We start from the raw sequence: 15,597 nt of genomic DNA on the forward strand, positions 1-15,597 counted from the left end.
GTGGGTGGATGACGGGATTCGAACCCGCGACGACCGGTACCACAAACCGGGGCTCTACCGCTGAACTACATCCACCGTATCAATGCACACGACCCGAGAGGGATTCGAACCCCCGACCAACTGCTTAGAAGGCAGTTGCTCTATCCAGCTGAGCTACCGGGTCAGATAGAACCAACTGATTCGGGATGACAGGATTTGAACCTGCGACCCTCTGTACCCAAAACAGATGCGCTACCACTGCGCTACATCCCGAATGAAGTTCTGAAACTCCAGTTTTTTGCGAGAGGGGGTGCTGTCAAGAAAAGGGAGTTTTTATTTTCTCAAGTTCTTGAGTCGTTCCAGAAGTACCGGGTGGTTTGGGTTTAGCTTCAATGCCTTTTGGAATGCCTTCCAAGCTCCAGCATGGTTGCCTGATTTTTGCAGTAAAAAGCCAAAAGAATCTAGGTAGGCAGGGTGGTTAGGTTCTAACTCCAACAATTTTTTTAAGGAATTCAGCGCCTCTATCTTTTCCGCTTGGCTTGGTTTTTCTTTGAGTGCCAAAAGATAACCCAGAGAGTTGAGGCTATTTTTGTAATTGGGTTCTGCTTGTAAGATCCTTCTGTGAATATCGATCGCCTCCTCCAATCTATGTGTATACTCGTAAATATGAGCTAAGAAACTCAAAAGTTTTGGATCATCAACAGAGTAACGCAAACGGTCATGGATCAATCTTTCTGCTTCCACCCATTCTTTTTGTTCGATAAGGGCAAATACCTTCAAGCGATAGGCACTGTCCAATTCAATAAATTTTGGATATTCCTTGATAAGGTCATCTAAGACATGTATGCATTTTTTAAAATTTTTGGTTTGGAAACAACAGATCGCGAAGTTATAATAGAGAATAGGGTCATTGGGTTTCTTTTGGATCTCGGAATCCAATAAGGTAAGTGCCAAAGCATAATTGCCTTTATTCATTGTTGTCAAATAATCAATTTGCTCTGGCATAGTCCTTCACCTACTAAAGAGAATTAGATATGGTCACTCCCGTAATCCCTGTTGTATTTCCATTTACTTTGGTCAAATCTGCCGTGTTTGATTTTAAATAAGCATTCAAAAATAAAATGGAAAGATTTGCCAATCGTGTGATAGATTCTTCTTGGGATAAGGTACTTTGTGTACGCTCTGCATTTGCTCCAAAAGGATTGTTGACATCTGTAATCCCATAGTGGTTCATTCCATCAATATTGGCTAAATACTTAATACTTTTGTAATTTTCATAACTTGAAAGGGCATTTTGTGGAGGAAAAGCAGTATCCAAGGCCCCTTGCAAAAAGACCAAGGGAGTGGCCTTTCCTGCGCTATTCAATCGGATCTGGTTTGGGTCTAAGGTATTAGTCAATCCCGCTCCATACACAAGAGCTACCTTTACTTCACTTAAAAAGGAAGTGCCTGGATCACAAAATGGAACCTGGCATATGCCATTCAGTGCATAGATGGCGGTCACACCTCCTAAAGAATGTCCGAGATAAGCCATGGAGTCTGTATTCAGTTTACCAAACAAAGCGGAAGTTGAATCGGTCTGCAATTGTTTAGCATATGCTAATACTTCATTTCCTGCGGCTGAAGAAGGCTTCAAAAAATACTGAGTGAAGAAGGGAACACATTGGCTAGGAATCCATACAACATACCCATCTGCTGCTATTCTTGCCGCATAACGCGAATAAAAAGATCCGTGAACATTCCCTCCTGGGAATAAAGTGATAATGGGAAAGGGACCAGTCCCTGTTTTGGGGTAGTAGATTTCAACTGAACCAGCTGTTGGTAACCTTGCATCGATACGGTCAACGACAACAAGACTACCTGCTGGGCTTGTGCCTTTTGAGAAATAAGAGGCATTGTTGGAGGAGTTGATGGCACACCTTCCTGTGCTACTAGCAAACGAGAGGCCAATCGATTCCAACAATACATCATTAAAACTTTTCTCTTCTTTTTCCTTACATTGAACAAAGAAAGAGATGATAATCAGTGAGAAAACACTCACGAGTTGCCTTGACATCCAGGTATCCTTATGTTGATTTTAGCTTTTCCAAGCGAACATGATGGGTCAGATCTAAGAGTATAGGAGTCACGGGAATCTTTCCTAAGTCATATGCTTCAAAGTCAGTCCCCGCCTCCTGGTCATGGCCGAGCAAACTTCCATTCAATCTAAATTCGCTGACCCCACCGATGATTTGAGTTTTCTCATACTTTTCGTGATACCTTCGCCTACCTAGTCTAACAAACGCAAGCTGACTAAGCCCTCCGTCCCCGGAAATTTCTGGAGGGAAATTCATGTTCCAAATTTCACCTGCTTGGATGAGACTTCCGTATTTTTGAATAAAGTCTAAAACCAATCTTGCCTCGCGTATATATCCATCTTCTGGATCAATGCGACCCGAACTCACGGCAAGGCTAGGAATTCCATGCAAAGCTCCGTGTTTGGCAGCGCCTACAGTTCCTGAGTAGTGCATATCGTAACCCATGTTGACACCACGGTTGATACCGGAAAGCACCAGGTCAATCTTCGGGAAAATCTCTGCATAGAGCCCGATGTTCACGCAGTCTGCAGGAAAGCCATCCGCAATGTAATGGTTCTCATTGACCTTTTCCACTCGCATGGATTGGAATACCGTCAATGCCATGGAGGTCACTGACCGTTCTTTTAAGGGTGCGATCAAATAGGTGTTGTGTTCTTTTCCTAAAACAGTTTCGAGTGCCTTGATACCAGCTGAGGAAATTCCATCATCGTTTGTGATGAGAATATTCAATTAAAACCCCCCGCTCACGGATTGCAGAATTGTAGTCGCAGTGTACATGTTAAAGATTAGAGGGAAAAGAACAGTGATGAGAAAAGAAAAAAATACGAATCGGTAAATATCCCTATCTTTTAAGTCATAGAAATACTTCGTCCCTCTCGCTAACAAGAATAGATAGACAAACAAGCTGATGAGAAGTAAAAACAATCCATAGCCAAGTCCGTATACACCAAAGGAAACAAGGATAAGTGCTGTGGGCGCAAACAAAAGATAGACCACCATCAAATGCCTTGCAAATTGAAGGGAGTGAGACAAACGAGAGCTCCTTCCTTTGGAGACCGCATAATAATCCAAAATAAGCATTTGGATAAAAGGAAAAAATCTCAAAACAATGAGATTTGCGATGAAACCAAATAGCAGAAAGCTGATCGTAGAAATCGTGTATGGTGGTGACAACAAACTCATACCGGCAGAGATACTAAGGGCAGCAAAAATAGAAAACAACCAATTGCTGATCTTTCTCCGAGCAAAAGGAATCTCCTTTAACTCTTCGCCATACCGGTAAGGCTCAAAAAAAAGGAGTTCTAGAAGATCGACTACATCGTAGAACAAATCTCTCATAAAGGTAGTTTACCTAGCCAAGTAGGAAGAATGACCAATACCGGGGAAGAAAGAAGCAGACTCACTTTCTTTGCAGAACTACCTCCCATAAAATTGGCACCGAAGGTCATCATAAATCTTTCAAAAGGAGTGAGTTGTTTCTCAAACAAAGGAATGAGACCATCGTATTGGCATAACTCCGACAACTTTGCGTGGGCCTCTCTCCTTCCGCCGATATCATCTACCAGTTTATTGCGGAAGGCGTCATCGCCAGAATAGATCTTTCCCTCTGCCAATTCTTCAATGGATTTGACAGTTTTATTTCTGCCTTTGGCCACATCTTCCACAAACGTGCGATAGGTGTCCATAAGTTGTTTATTGATGATGTCGTCCTCTTCATTGGTTGAGTCACGAAAGGGAGAATACATATCTTTGTATTTTCCAGCTTTGTATGTCCGCATGGAAACACCATAGCGATCCATAAGTCCTTTGAAGTTGGGACTGAATGATATCACCCCAATCGATCCTGTAATGGTGCCATTTTCAGCAAAGATGTAATCGGCGGCGGCCGCGATGTAGTACCCGCCCGAGGCGGCCACGTCCTTCATGGAAACTACGATCTTTTTGGTCTTTCTGAGGTGCAATAGCTCTTGGAAAATTTCTTGAGAAGCTGCAACCGTCCCTCCCGGGGAATTGATTTCAAGGAGTATGCCTTTCACATTTGGGTCATCCTCAAGCTCACGTAACTCTTGCAATACGGTATCTGAGCCTACAGAATCATAGGTGGACTCGCCAGAATGGATCTCTCCCGAGAGTTTAATGACGACCGCCCCAATTTCATTGGCTTGGAAAAGACCCCCACCCGTGCCCGAGGAAAACTTCAAATTCCCGCTATCTGTCACCATGTGGGCTATGCCCAGGATAGTAGCGGTAATGCTGAGGAGGAATGTGAAAAAAAGAAGGACTTGGTTTCTTTCCATGTTGAATCTCTAGGAAATGTCTCTAAAAAGCACAGTCAACTTTAATAATACTTTACTTTTTTCGCAAAAAAATGATTATTTTCCTTGTACCACCCATCCGACAATGGATAGGTAGTCATAGAGGAAAGTCCGCACTAGGCGCGTGACATAAGGTGTGACCAAAGGAAGGTAGGGACATGGATGTTCGAATCAATCGTCTTCTCAATTCAGCTGAACGATTCGTTCAGGATAAAAAAGAATCCAAAGAAACTGATAAAGCCAACCCAAACTTGGCATCTTCCGTAAAAACGGAGCTTAATGCCGCTGGCCAAAGTGACTTTGCGGTAAGCCTTCCCATCCAATACCACAATATCCAAACACGACTCACAGAATTGCAGAGACAACTTTCGCGCGAACAAGCTCGTGCCGGGATTTTGGAAGACCAGGGAACGGCAAAAGAAGACCTAATCAAAATTCTCTTCGAGAATGAGCCATTATTTCCAGAACTTCTCGGAGACTCTACTTCGCTCGATAGGCAATCTGCACTTAGCACCTCCAAAGGTGAGATCCAAAACCTAACACAAGAACTTCGAAAAAAAGAAGTCGAAGGCGAAAACATTTTCTCTCTAGGAATGATCCTGAGCCCAGAAGAGTTCAAAGGAAAGATAGAAGGCCTCTCCTCCAATTTCCAAAAACCACTTTCAGAAAATGTTGTGAAACGCCTCTTAGGCGGTTAAACTGGAGCTCAAAAGAACTCTAAATCGTTTTGACTCTATCTCCCTACTCTTCTCATCTATGGTTGGGTCGGGTATCTTTTTCACTTCCGGCTTTTTATTAAAAGAAACAGGCAACCTATGGATTGTGCTCTTAGCTTGGGGTTTAGGCGGATTCCTTGCGCTATCGGGTTCCATTACTTATGCATATGCGGCTCGTTTGCTTCCTTATGCAGGTGGTGATTATGTATACCTAAAGATTGCCTATAACCCTGCTCTTGCTTTTATGAGTGGTTGGTCCTCTCTCTTGACAAATTTTTCAGCCTGTATATCTGTTCTCGCTTTAGCCTTTGGCAAGTATGTCATTCTCCTTTTCCCAAGTATACCAAATTGGTCTACGGGCACTTATCAGATGCTAGGTGTTAATTGGGAAATCAGCACAGCCACTGTGATCGGCATACTTCCCATTCTTTTTTTCAGTTTGTTAAACTATTTTGGAATCAAATCGGCGGTAAGGGTACAAAATGTATTTGCCCTAATCAAGATTATTGGCCTAGTTTTATTCATCTGCATAGGTTTTGCTATAGGAAATACCAATTGGTCTTTCCTATGGAACGAGCCTTTCCCTGATATCTTTAGTCTTTCTTTCTTTTCGAAATTGTTAATTGGTATCGTTCCTGTTTCTTTTTCTTATTTGGGCTGGAATATGATTACCTATATAGCTGAGGAAGTGCAATCGCCCGAGAAAAATTTGATTCGTTCGGCAGTGACTGCTTGTTTTATGGTGACTGGGTTGTATGTTACTTTAAATCTGCTATTCTTTGTTTCCGCACCCTCTTCTTCTCTTGCAGGAAAGGATGGGATCGGTGCCATCGCCTTTCAGAACCTTTTTGGTACCCACCTTTCTCTTTTAACAACAGGATTCATAGCTTGGGTCATCCTTGGTTCTCTCTCTGCAATCATCATCGGAGGAAGTCGAGTTTACTTTGCTATGGCAAGAGATGGTGCCTTTATAGAATCCTTTGCCAGAGTCCATGAAAAGTACAGAAGTCCTTACATCGCGATATTTTTCCAAGCAACGATTGCCATTCTATTCTTAGGGATCAAAGAAATCGAAACACTTCTGTATATGATCACCTGCTCGATCTTAATCCTCTCTTCTCTAACAGCAGCAACACCGTTTCGCTTCCAAAAATTGGGTTATGAGTCTGATTACAAGATTCCCTTCTTTCCTTGGCCGATCGTGTTTTATATTTCTGCAAATTTGGCGGTGATGGTTGTTTTATTTTATGAAAAACCTGCCAATGCGCTATGGGGTCTTGCCATTACTCTCTCTGCATTGCCTGTTTATTATGGTATCAAACACCAGAAAAAAGTTTTACAAGCCAAACGTGAACTTGTAAGCTAAAGTTCTCATGAAACAATCTCTACTCTTTGGTCTATTGTTTGTCTTTTTATCTCTACCCGTGTATGCGGAAGCAGGAAAACTAGAAAAATCTGCGCTGCGCCTGAAGTTTGCAGGTCTTGGAGGTATCTACAATTCTGATTGGGAAAGGCGAAACCAAGACTTTAACTTGGTATATGCGAGAAGTCTAGAATCCAATTGGCAAGACCAAAACAAAGCAACTGGGATTCGATTAGGTGCAGACTATTATGCAGCTTTAGGCAATCCCTTGTTTACACATTTACTCTTTGGTTTGAATGTTGCCGATCTAAAAGGAAGTTTTCCTTCTAGTCGGATTGGAACAAGCCAAATCGAAACACTCAACTACAAAGGCAACCAACAACAAATTTCAGTTACATTCGGAACAGTGATTTCAGTTTTACCAGATTTTCGCGTGATTACTAAATTTGTTCATAGATCCATCCGCCAAGATTTACAAACGGATACCCTTTATCTTTTTTATGATTCTGTAGATGCAGCCATCACACGAGGCAAAGAAAAGATTAGCAATCGTGATAGTGCGGGATTTTTAGGACTCGGATTGGAATACGATATTACGCCAAACCTCACTATTTATTTTGATGCTCTTTTGTTTCACAATGTTTTTTTCACATCTTCAGGACGTTACAAGTATACAAAAGAAGCGGAGGGTTACTTGATTTCAAATGCAAGTGCTGGTATCTCCAATCGCTTTGATGATTCCAGTGGAACCTATAAAATTTCTGGAAATCGGTTTTCCTTAGGTACTAGTTTAAAATTGTCTGAGAGCCTTCGATTTTTTGTATCCTTTGAAAGAGATGTGATCGAGTCACAAATCTCTGCTCCTTTTGGAACAAATTTGGTGCTTGTATCTATCATTGGAAGAAGTGGCGCATTAGTGTCTTCTGATACAGCTAGAAAGACTCTCACTGAGTATGTTATGTATAGCCAAAAACAAAGATATGAGGCTTCCACCATTCAAATTGGACTCTCGAAGGATATCAGTTTTTAAGATTAGTGCATTAGAGTTCTACCTACATGAGGTAGAACTTCATCCTTCGCCAAAATCCAAATCACGTCTCCTCCCTTCACCGTTGTATTCCCAGATGGTATGAGGTATTGTTCACCTCGTGCAATCAAAAGAATATGAGAATCTTTAGGAAGATTGATTTCATAGAGTGCTTTTTCCACCACATGAGAGTTATATGGAATGATAAACTCTTGTAGAGACATTCCTGGAAACTCCATGTTATCAAAATCCTTTGGTTGGAACAATTTATCAGATTTTGTTTGTAAAAGGCCCAAATATTCAGCCATCTTTTGGATGGTTGATCCTTGCAAAAGGAGAGAAACAAGCACCACAAAGAAAACCACGTGGAAGAGAATTTCCGCACCTGCGACTCCTTGAGCAACAGGGAAGGTAGCTAAAATGATGGGAGAGGCACCGCGTAGTCCCACCCAAGAGATGAACAACTTCTCTTTTAGAGTGACTGGTTCACGCCATAAAGAGAGAAAGACAGCTATCGGTCTAGCGACTAATATTAGTAAAACGGCTATTGTCAATCCAGGTAACCATAGATTGTCCAAACGAGAAGGAAATACCAATAAACCAAAACAAAGGAACATACCGATTTGGAGTATCCATACATAACCATTTAGAAAACGAAAAATAGATTTCTTATGAATGAAGGGAAATCTTCCAATCAGAATACCAGCCAAATAAACGGCTAAAAATCCATTCCCTTGAAACATCGTAGTGACAGCGTAGATAAAGGGAACAGATGCAGTGATAAAAACCAAATAAAGACCGTCATATCCTAGTTTGACGGTATTCATGAGATACAAAAATACCATTCCGAGGCCGTATCCCATTAAGACCCCTATCATCACTTGAAAGAAAAAAAACCGAACAAAATACCAACCAGTATGGTTTGTGCCTTCGCTTGTGATTAAACTTAAAAAAACAGAAGTCAATAAAACCCCGATGGCATCGTTTGATCCACTCTCAAATTCAATGATCTTTTTGATGTGTTCTTGTAGATTGGAACCGCCAGTTTTGAATATATTGAACACAGAGGCTGCATCGGTGGCGCTCACTATGGAGCCAAGTAGAAAGGATTCCAAAAATCCGAGTACAGGAAACAATAAATGGATGAATAGTCCAAGTACAAGAGCAGTTATGATTGTCCCCAAAATAGACAACTTCATGCTGATCGAGAGTGTTGACTTTATCGCATCCCAATCACTTTCCAAACCACCTAAAAATAAAATGTACATCAATGCAAAGACACCAATGGATTGGGCTAAGCCATAGTCGCTAAATTCTATCCCACCGAAACCATCGGTACCAGCTAACATACCAAAGGTGAGAAAAATCAAAAGGATAGGGAAACCAAATCGAAAGAATAGTTTACTAGATAAAATAGAAAAGAGAATTAAAGCTGAATATACAAATGCCTGTAATGTAAATTGATCAATCGGATCCAAATGGTTCTTACTCCGATCTGCCTAGGATTTGTAAGGCTTTGGCTCGGAGAATGGGGTGTACACGAAAGTCATCTGGGTTCAGTTCTTGTGTGGGAACTTCTGAATTGGCGGGAGCTTTACTAGGCCCTGGAGGTTTCATTTCTAATTGGACTTTATCTTTACCCAACCACTCCGACAAAGCCATGAGCATTCTTTGGAAGATCTCATCCACTTTGTCCTGTCTTCCTGCTTTTTTGTAATAGCCAAAAGCTAACATTGGTAGCTTTCGCTCGTACATAAAGTGATCCCCTAGACGGATGAGCCCATCCTGGTAGCCAGTTTTGAGAAAGAGCTCCCTTGCCTTGCGGATGTCGCCCGCGTTGAAGGCTTGGTTCCCCTCTCGGATCAACTGTGCTCTCACTTTTATGTCCATACCTAAGTTATCGCTAGATTTTCCCTGTTTTACAACAGATTTTTGTCTAAAAAGAAAGAAATCGAAAAGAGGAGATCGCATGGCAGAGATCGCATTAGGTAAAAAAGCGCCCACGTTCACAGCAAAAAATGCACAAGGAGAATCGGTAAAACTAGCTGATTTGGTAGGGAAGGAAGGCCTTGTATTGTATTTTTACCCAAGGGATATGACTCCCGGTTGCACCACAGAAGCATGTGATTTCCGAGATAATTTCCAGAGACTGAAGAAGTTGGGATACAACGTCATTGGAATCTCCAAAGACACTACGAAATCTCACCAAAAATTTATCGAAAAAGAGGGTTTAAACTTTGACCTGATCTCTGATGAAACCGGCGAAATCTGCGAAAAGTATGGGGTTTGGAGAGAAAAAACCTTTATGGGCAAAAAGGCAATGGGGATAGTTCGCTCCACATTTCTTTTAGATTCTTCTCTTAAAATTAAAAAAATCTATGACAGTGTGAAGGTGAAAGGACACGTAGAAGAAATCATCAAAGACATTCAGGAACTCAAATGAAAGTGGAAAATTTGCCATTATCGTTTCACTTGGGAAAGGCCAAAGGTGCCTCTCATTATTTAGTACGATTTGTATTTCAAAAAGAAATCAGTGAAGAGCTAAACCAAAGATTTGCGGCTCAAATTTCTAGCAAAATCTTCACTGGCGACTTTGGCCAAGAATTGAAAGACGAAGCCAATCGCATCATCTATGTAGGTTTAGGCGAAAAAGAAAAATTGGTCTTTCGTAAGTTTGCCAGTCTCTTTCTAAAATATGGAGAAAGGATCATCAAATGGGATGGAATGGGACTTGAGATTGAAATATCTACCGAGATCTCAAAGTTATTTGCAGCGGATCGAATTGCCTACCAAATCATCAATGGTATCTCAATCGGGTCCTATCCTGTTAGCTTACTCCAAACAAAGAAAAAAGACAAAACCAATCCAGGTGATGTATATCTTTTCTTTGAAGACAAAAAAGTTGCCAAACAAGCTGAGTCAGGATTCCAAAAGGGATTGGTTGTAGCACGGCACCTAAACGGAGTTAGGCATATTGCCCACCTTCCTGCCAACTACTTTACACCTGACGATTTTGTAGCAAGATCTAGAGAGATTGCGAAAGAATTCAAATTGAATGTAAAAGTTTGGGATGAACCGCAACTGAAAAAAGAAGGATTTGGTGGCATATTAGCTGTAAGCCGTGGCTCCGAATTACAAGGGAAAATGGTTGTCCTGGAATACAAACCAAACAAAGCAAAACGTAAATTTGCTATCGTTGGCAAAGGTTTAACCTTTGATACAGGTGGCATTTCTCTAAAACCTGCTGCAGAAATGCATGAAATGAAGTACGATATGTGCGGTGCTGCTACAACGATACATGCAATCGCCGCCATCGCAGCGTTAAAATTACCCATACATATCATTGCGGCTATCGGTGTTGCTGAAAATATGCCAGATGGCAAAGCGATCAAACCAGGCGATGTCTATACTGCGTACAATGGAACAACCGTCGAAGTCCAAAACACGGATGCAGAGGGTAGACTCGTTTTAGGAGATGTTCTCTCCTATGTCAGCAAACAGTATAAGCCGGATTATATGGTGGATTTGGCAACACTCACTGGTGCGGTGATCATAGCCTTGGGCCATGAAGCTGCCGGAGTGATGACAAAATCACAAGTCATGCGAGAAGCTTTGCAAATGGCATCTGAACGATCAGACGACCGCATTTGGGAACTACCTCTTTGGGATGAATTTGGTGAGGACCTTAAGTCAGATATCGCCGATTTGAAAAATATCACTGGTGGTGGAAAGGGTGGTGGTACGGTCTCCGCTGCCGTATTTCTCTCCAAGTTTGTAGATGAAAAAATAGAATGGGCCCATATTGACATCGCAGGTGCAGCCTGGAGAAAAAAATCATCGGGCACACAAGGCAATGGACCTACAGGATATGGGGTCCGATTGCTTGTGGAACTTGCGGATATCTTAGCTTCCTAACAAAGTCTTTAGTTTGGCTACCTGTGGATGGTTTGGATCCAAGGTAGCCATCTTTGCCAATATCTTCTCGGCTCTTTCTTTGGCTCCAATCAATCGATAACATTCCGTTAGGTGGCTCAAATTTCGAAAGTGTTTGGGATCTCGGGCTCGAATCTTTTCCGCTAAGTCAATTGCTTTCTTTACATTCTTAACTTTACGATATGAATAACTCAAATGCAAAAGGACTTCGTTGTCATACAATAACGAAGGTTGGACTTCTTCTAAAAGTTGAATTGCTTCAGAGAACTCTTTTCTGAGGATTGCGATCCTTGCTGCCTCTTTCTTTAAGTGAACTTTTGTATCTGAACTCAAGGAATCAGAAAGAAGAAGAGATTGGATCCTGTCCCAAGCTTCTTGGTAGGAACCAGATTCGATCGCTTTTTTGTATTCATAGTCTGGAAAAGTCTTATCCCCTACTTCTAAAATATCTTTTTTTCTTACTTGCGATGTATCACCTAACCATTGGATGCGAATCAAGGTTAAGTCGTCAGAGAACTCACCTTTTCTTTGCAAAATCTCTACAAGTTTTGGTAGTTCAGCTTTGGCTTCTTCGATTTCGCGTAGGATCAAAGTTTCATCCTCATTGATGATCCTTTCGCCCGTTTCAGTCTCTCCCAGGATTAAATCATCTTTTCCGTCAGAGCCTATGAAGATCACGTCATCTCTCTCTAAAAAGAAAGTTTTGATACGAATCTCTGCATTGAGACCGCTCGTTCCAATTTTACGAAGTTCCAATTCTCTTTCTAAAAATTCAGCAACACCATCCCTATAAAGAACTGTCCAAGGGTGCTCCGCGTTTGTGAAATAAAGAAGTCCATTCTCCTCATCGATCAAACCCATAACAACAGAAATGAGCATTGTCCCGTCAAAGGATTCGAATATACTTTGAAGTTCGATGAAACAATCCTTTAACCACCTTTCGGGTGTTTTGTTTCGGTATTCTTCCTTAGATTGGGTGCGTTTGAGAACCGACCGAAAGACAACTCCCATAACCAAAGCACCACCTGCTCCCTGGATGGACTTACCCATGGCGTCTCCATTCACAAAAGAAATATAGGACTTTCCTTCCAATTCTATCTTTTCTGCGATGATGATATCTCCGCCGATCTCTTTGCGTTTGCCCTTAAACTCAAACTCTTTTTTTTGTTTTGTAAATGTTTGTATTTGTACCTTTGAAGAATCTACAATCGCTTTAGAAAGAGGATCTAACAAAAGTGATGTTAAGAAATAATCTCCGTCCTGTTGGATTTTTAACTCTTGGACTTTGGTCAATGTATTTTTCAACTCCCGAGTTCGCTCTTCCACTTTCTTTTCCAGAGTTTCATTCAATATCTCTACTTGTCTATGCACACGTAAAAAACGATTTGCCAATACGACTGCAATCCCGAGCACAAAACTTAGGAAACCAAACCTAAGCAAATTTAAGTTTTGTAAGGGAAGGAGCCCTGTAGCACCAAGGATATCCCAAGCCCCGCAGATCAGTAGCATAACCATACCGATTAACATACGATATGCGTCTTTATTGCGAGAAATCATTGATCTAATAATCAAATAAATGTAATAAATTGCTAAAATCAGGATAGTAAATTGCCAAGTTAAGAGAATTTTACCTGATATAGAACGAGTTACAAAAAACTGAAGGAAAGCGGCAACGGCAATCACCGAAAATATAATTTTGGCAAAACGACTCAAACGCCCCAAGAAAAACACATCCATAAACAATAAGAGCCAAACAGGAATAAAGAAAACCACAACGTATTCGATTCTAGTTTGTAGATATGGCTCCAATCCTAAATAATAGACTGCTTGCGAACGAAAAACCATATAAATAGATAAAAAGACGGCAAACATCGCATAATAAAGATTATAGACTTCATTCCTTCGTTTCAAATAGAATAAACCATGGTAGATCCCTACAAAGAGATACAGAAACAATAGCATGTAGGTAAAATACTCTTCATTGATCTTTTGGTTTTCCGAAGCAAAGTCAATCTTTGCTGGAATGTCATTCATCGTTTTATAAATTGTACACTCTTCTCCCAATTCCGATGCAATCCATATCCTAAGAACATTTTCCCCTATCCTCAAATCGTTACGGTTGATGGGCACAATGATATGCCTTCTATATCCACTCGTTTTGATATGCTCTCCGTCCAGATCACCTTGCGAGTGTACTAGTTTCCCATTGATAAAGACTCGGTGGACATTTGATATATAGGGAAGGTGCAAAGAAAATGCATCGGAAAGTGTTGCCTGGAAATCTTCTTCTTTAATTTGGAATTTACGTATCGTTGTTATCCGACGCACCGAATCGGAACCGAAGTCAATATCTTTCAATGCATTTGCAATGGGCAATTCTGCTAAGCTTACCCAAGAGGGAGATACTTGGTCTTCTTCTGTCCAATTTTTTGTTACGTACCAATCCTTGGTTAAATCTACAGGAAGTGCCCAAAGCGTTTGAGAATAAAAAACACCAATGGCCAGGAGAAGCTTGTATATCATTTCATTACACTCACAAATTCAATCTGAAAAGGAAAGGTATTCTCAAACAAGTCCTTCTTTTCTTCGACTGACCAAAGTTCTAAATGTGGATCTTTATTTTTGTCATGAAATAACTCACAGATTACTCGATTGCCTATAACCTTTGCAGAAACAGAGTTCAGTATCGATGTTTCTGATCGATCTAAACCATCACCTATCCGCAGCAATGCGGCTAACTTTTTTACCAATAGTTGGTCTTCTGGTCGAAGGACTTTAAATTCTTCATGTTTTTGCTTTGGACCACCTTTTCTATGATACCTTGCAATTAGCGCAATGATTTCGATTTCAGCATTTGAAAAACCAACCATCGCATCCGAATGCCGAATGATATAATAACTATGTTTATGGTAGGAGTGGTGAGAGATACAAAGTCCAACCTGGTGCAAATGGCAAGCCGCCTCCAAGTATTCTCTTTCTACACCACCTAATTTATGTACATCCTTTAAATCATCAAATAATTGCAATGTGAGTAAAGTGACTTGCTTTGCATGCGCCTTTCCGTTTGGGTATAAATTGGCGATTGTTTTGATCGCCTTCTCTCGGATATTGCCCAGTTCCGGGACAGGTGAGCTTTCAAGGCGAAAGTAGGATTCAATGGTATCATACACGATCCCATCACGGAGGGCGAAATCAGAGACTGTTACAGACTGTGCCTTTAAACGATGTAGGACTTCATCCAAAACAAGGAGCCCACCAACTATGATGTCTGCTCTTTTTGACTCTAAGCCAGGTAATTTTAATCGCTTCTTCACCGTGTCCGCTTCGAGAAGGTGTTTTTTTACCTCTTTGAATTGGTCATAACGAAATTCATAACCATTCAAACGCTCTCGTTTCTCCCCAGCCTTTTCTAAAATCATCGAAGCCAATGAAGTAACCGTTCCCGAAGAACCCACAACGGTAAATGGCTTCCAAGGTTCAATTTGTGGGATAAAAGCAGAGAGCACAGATTCAATATGTATCTTACATTTTTGCAGGTCTAAGGCTGTGATCGGATCTTTTTTTAAAAATTTTTCGGTGAGCCGAATAGCACCTAACTTTAAACTGCTGGAAAATAGAATTTCTCCTTTTTCTCCCACAAGAAGTTCCGTACTTCCTCCGCCTATATCTATCATTAGAATTCTTTTTTCATACAAAGGCAAACCTTGCAAGATTCCTAAGTAAATCAACCTCGCCTCTTCATTGCCTGAAATGACATCGATCTTTAAACCGACTTCTATTTCGGCACGTCTCAAGAACACATCACGATTCTCTGCTTCACGTAACGCACTAGTGGCGACTGCTCGAATGTCTGCTTTGTAAGAATCTGCTAGAGTCTTAAATCGTTTGAGGCAAGCAATGCCTCGATCGAAGGCATCTTCTTGGATGACCGCATAATCCGCGCTACCGCTTCCTAATCGTACGGTCTCTTTTTCCTTTGTGAGTGACTCAAGAGTGCCATCTAAACGGACCTTGACAATGACAATGTGGAAGGAGTTGGTGCCTAAGTCGATGGCGGCTAGGATTCGTTCTTTGGATTCTGCTTGTAAACGGCTCTTAAATCTTTGTCCAAGTGGTATCATTTTGGTCTTACAAAGTGTATAGAAAATTTTTACGGTTGAAAGCAAAATCCAGCCGAAAATTATTG

At 41.1% G+C, this 15,597-nt stretch carries 14 protein-coding genes and 3 tRNA genes; 5 read left to right on the plus strand and 12 right to left on the minus strand.

Features of this window, described 5'->3' with window-relative positions:
* Positions 1-3 precede the first annotated feature (3 nt).
* The 8 genes from DI060_RS12550 to sppA all read right to left on the minus strand — a co-directional run bounded on the left by DI060_RS12550 (position 4) and on the right by sppA (position 4,354).
* Positions 4-75 (minus strand) — tRNA-His (locus DI060_RS12550).
* A gap of 14 nt (positions 76-89) precedes the next feature.
* Positions 90-163 (minus strand) — tRNA-Arg (locus DI060_RS12555).
* A gap of 17 nt (positions 164-180) precedes the next feature.
* A tRNA-Pro gene (locus DI060_RS12560) sits at positions 181-252 on the minus strand.
* A 60-nt stretch (positions 253-312) separates the two neighbouring features.
* Positions 313-984 (minus strand): tetratricopeptide repeat protein, encoded by a 672-nt coding sequence (locus DI060_RS12565; protein ID WP_108977172.1) that lies wholly within the window; start codon positions 982-984, stop codon positions 313-315.
* 13 nt (positions 985-997) lie between these two features.
* Entirely contained in the window at positions 998-2,035 is a 1,038-nt protein-coding gene (locus DI060_RS12570) for a poly(ethylene terephthalate) hydrolase family protein (protein ID WP_108977174.1), read from the minus strand.
* Between the two features lie 10 nt (positions 2,036-2,045).
* Positions 2,046-2,786 carry a 5'/3'-nucleotidase SurE gene (gene surE / locus DI060_RS12575; protein WP_108977176.1) on the minus strand — a complete coding sequence of 247 codons (741 nt, stop codon included), beginning with the start codon at positions 2,784-2,786 and terminating at the stop codon, positions 2,046-2,048.
* A complete protein-coding gene (locus tag DI060_RS12580; protein ID WP_108977178.1) occupies positions 2,787-3,395 on the minus strand; it encodes a hypothetical protein in 609 nt (202 codons plus the stop codon).
* Positions 3,392-4,354 (minus strand): signal peptide peptidase SppA, encoded by a 963-nt coding sequence (sppA, locus tag DI060_RS12585; RefSeq protein WP_108977180.1) that lies wholly within the window; start codon positions 4,352-4,354, stop codon positions 3,392-3,394. Before sppA ends, DI060_RS12580 begins: the two co-directional genes overlap by 4 nt.
* 176 nt (positions 4,355-4,530) lie before the next feature.
* Here sppA and DI060_RS12590 point away from each other — a divergent pair, with 176 nt between their 5' ends.
* From DI060_RS12590 to DI060_RS12600, 3 genes are read left to right on the plus strand one after another with little or no spacing between them, the layout of a single operon-like run.
* Positions 4,531-5,070, plus strand: coding sequence for an LIC10415 family protein (locus DI060_RS12590; RefSeq protein WP_108977182.1), 540 nt, complete (start codon positions 4,531-4,533; stop codon positions 5,068-5,070).
* A 1-nt stretch (position 5,071) separates the two neighbouring features.
* Positions 5,072-6,454 carry an APC family permease gene (locus tag DI060_RS12595; RefSeq protein ID WP_108977184.1) on the plus strand — a complete coding sequence of 461 codons (1,383 nt, stop codon included), beginning with the start codon at positions 5,072-5,074 and terminating at the stop codon, positions 6,452-6,454.
* 7 nt (positions 6,455-6,461) lie between these two features.
* Entirely contained in the window at positions 6,462-7,481 is a 1,020-nt protein-coding gene (locus DI060_RS12600; RefSeq protein WP_108977186.1) for a hypothetical protein, read from the plus strand.
* A 2-nt stretch (positions 7,482-7,483) separates the two neighbouring features.
* On the opposite strand, the gene DI060_RS12605 is transcribed toward DI060_RS12600, so the two are convergent.
* Positions 7,484-8,956, minus strand: coding sequence for a potassium/proton antiporter (locus tag DI060_RS12605; protein ID WP_244594394.1), 1,473 nt, complete (start codon positions 8,954-8,956; stop codon positions 7,484-7,486).
* A gap of 7 nt (positions 8,957-8,963) precedes the next feature.
* Positions 8,964-9,449 carry a hypothetical protein gene (locus DI060_RS12610; RefSeq protein WP_439956918.1) on the minus strand — a complete coding sequence of 162 codons (486 nt, stop codon included), beginning with the start codon at positions 9,447-9,449 and terminating at the stop codon, positions 8,964-8,966.
* Here DI060_RS12610 and bcp point away from each other — a divergent pair.
* Both bcp and DI060_RS12620 read left to right on the plus strand, forming a co-directional pair.
* Complete coding sequence (gene bcp, locus DI060_RS12615) at positions 9,448-9,921, plus strand: thioredoxin-dependent thiol peroxidase (protein WP_108977188.1); 474 nt, start codon at positions 9,448-9,450, stop codon at positions 9,919-9,921. The two genes, DI060_RS12610 and bcp, sit on opposite strands and share 2 nt — an antisense overlap.
* Positions 9,918-11,393 (plus strand): leucyl aminopeptidase, encoded by a 1,476-nt coding sequence (locus DI060_RS12620; protein ID WP_108977190.1) that lies wholly within the window; start codon positions 9,918-9,920, stop codon positions 11,391-11,393. Before bcp ends, DI060_RS12620 begins: the two co-directional genes overlap by 4 nt.
* Here DI060_RS12620 and DI060_RS12625 read toward each other — a convergent pair.
* Positions 11,382-13,934, minus strand: a complete 2,553-nt coding sequence (locus DI060_RS12625; RefSeq protein WP_108977192.1) for a SpoIIE family protein phosphatase — start codon at positions 13,932-13,934, stop codon at positions 11,382-11,384. The genes DI060_RS12620 and DI060_RS12625 overlap by 12 nt on opposite strands.
* Positions 13,931-15,532 carry a Ppx/GppA phosphatase family protein gene (locus DI060_RS12630; RefSeq protein ID WP_108977194.1) on the minus strand — a complete coding sequence of 534 codons (1,602 nt, stop codon included), beginning with the start codon at positions 15,530-15,532 and terminating at the stop codon, positions 13,931-13,933. Before DI060_RS12630 ends, DI060_RS12625 begins: the two co-directional genes overlap by 4 nt.
* Positions 15,533-15,597 lie beyond the last annotated feature (65 nt).

It is taken from the genome of Leptospira ryugenii, assembly GCF_003114855.1.
Taxonomy (GTDB): domain Bacteria; phylum Spirochaetota; class Leptospiria; order Leptospirales; family Leptospiraceae; genus Leptospira_A; species Leptospira_A ryugenii.

Excerpts from the sequence above, each read along its gene's own strand:
- DI060_RS12565 (WP_108977172.1), bottom strand. The coding sequence starts at position 984 with ATGCCAGAGCAAATTGATTATTTGACAACAATGAATAAAGGCAATTAT.
- DI060_RS12570 (WP_108977174.1), bottom strand. The coding sequence starts at position 2,035 with ATGTCAAGGCAACTCGTGAGTGTTTTCTCACTGATTATCATCTCTTTC.
- DI060_RS12580 (WP_108977178.1), bottom strand. The coding sequence starts at position 3,395 with ATGAGAGATTTGTTCTACGATGTAGTCGATCTTCTAGAACTCCTTTTT.
- sppA (WP_108977180.1), bottom strand. The coding sequence starts at position 4,354 with ATGGAAAGAAACCAAGTCCTTCTTTTTTTCACATTCCTCCTCAGCATT.
- DI060_RS12590 (WP_108977182.1), top strand. The coding sequence starts at position 4,531 with ATGGATGTTCGAATCAATCGTCTTCTCAATTCAGCTGAACGATTCGTT.
- DI060_RS12600 (WP_108977186.1), top strand. The coding sequence starts at position 6,462 with ATGAAACAATCTCTACTCTTTGGTCTATTGTTTGTCTTTTTATCTCTA.
- bcp (WP_108977188.1), top strand. The coding sequence starts at position 9,448 with ATGGCAGAGATCGCATTAGGTAAAAAAGCGCCCACGTTCACAGCAAAA.
- DI060_RS12610 (WP_439956918.1), bottom strand. The coding sequence starts at position 9,449 with ATGCGATCTCCTCTTTTCGATTTCTTTCTTTTTAGACAAAAATCTGTT.
- DI060_RS12620 (WP_108977190.1), top strand. The coding sequence starts at position 9,918 with ATGAAAGTGGAAAATTTGCCATTATCGTTTCACTTGGGAAAGGCCAAA.
- DI060_RS12625 (WP_108977192.1), bottom strand. The coding sequence starts at position 13,934 with ATGATATACAAGCTTCTCCTGGCCATTGGTGTTTTTTATTCTCAAACG.
- DI060_RS12630 (WP_108977194.1), bottom strand. The coding sequence starts at position 15,532 with ATGATACCACTTGGACAAAGATTTAAGAGCCGTTTACAAGCAGAATCC.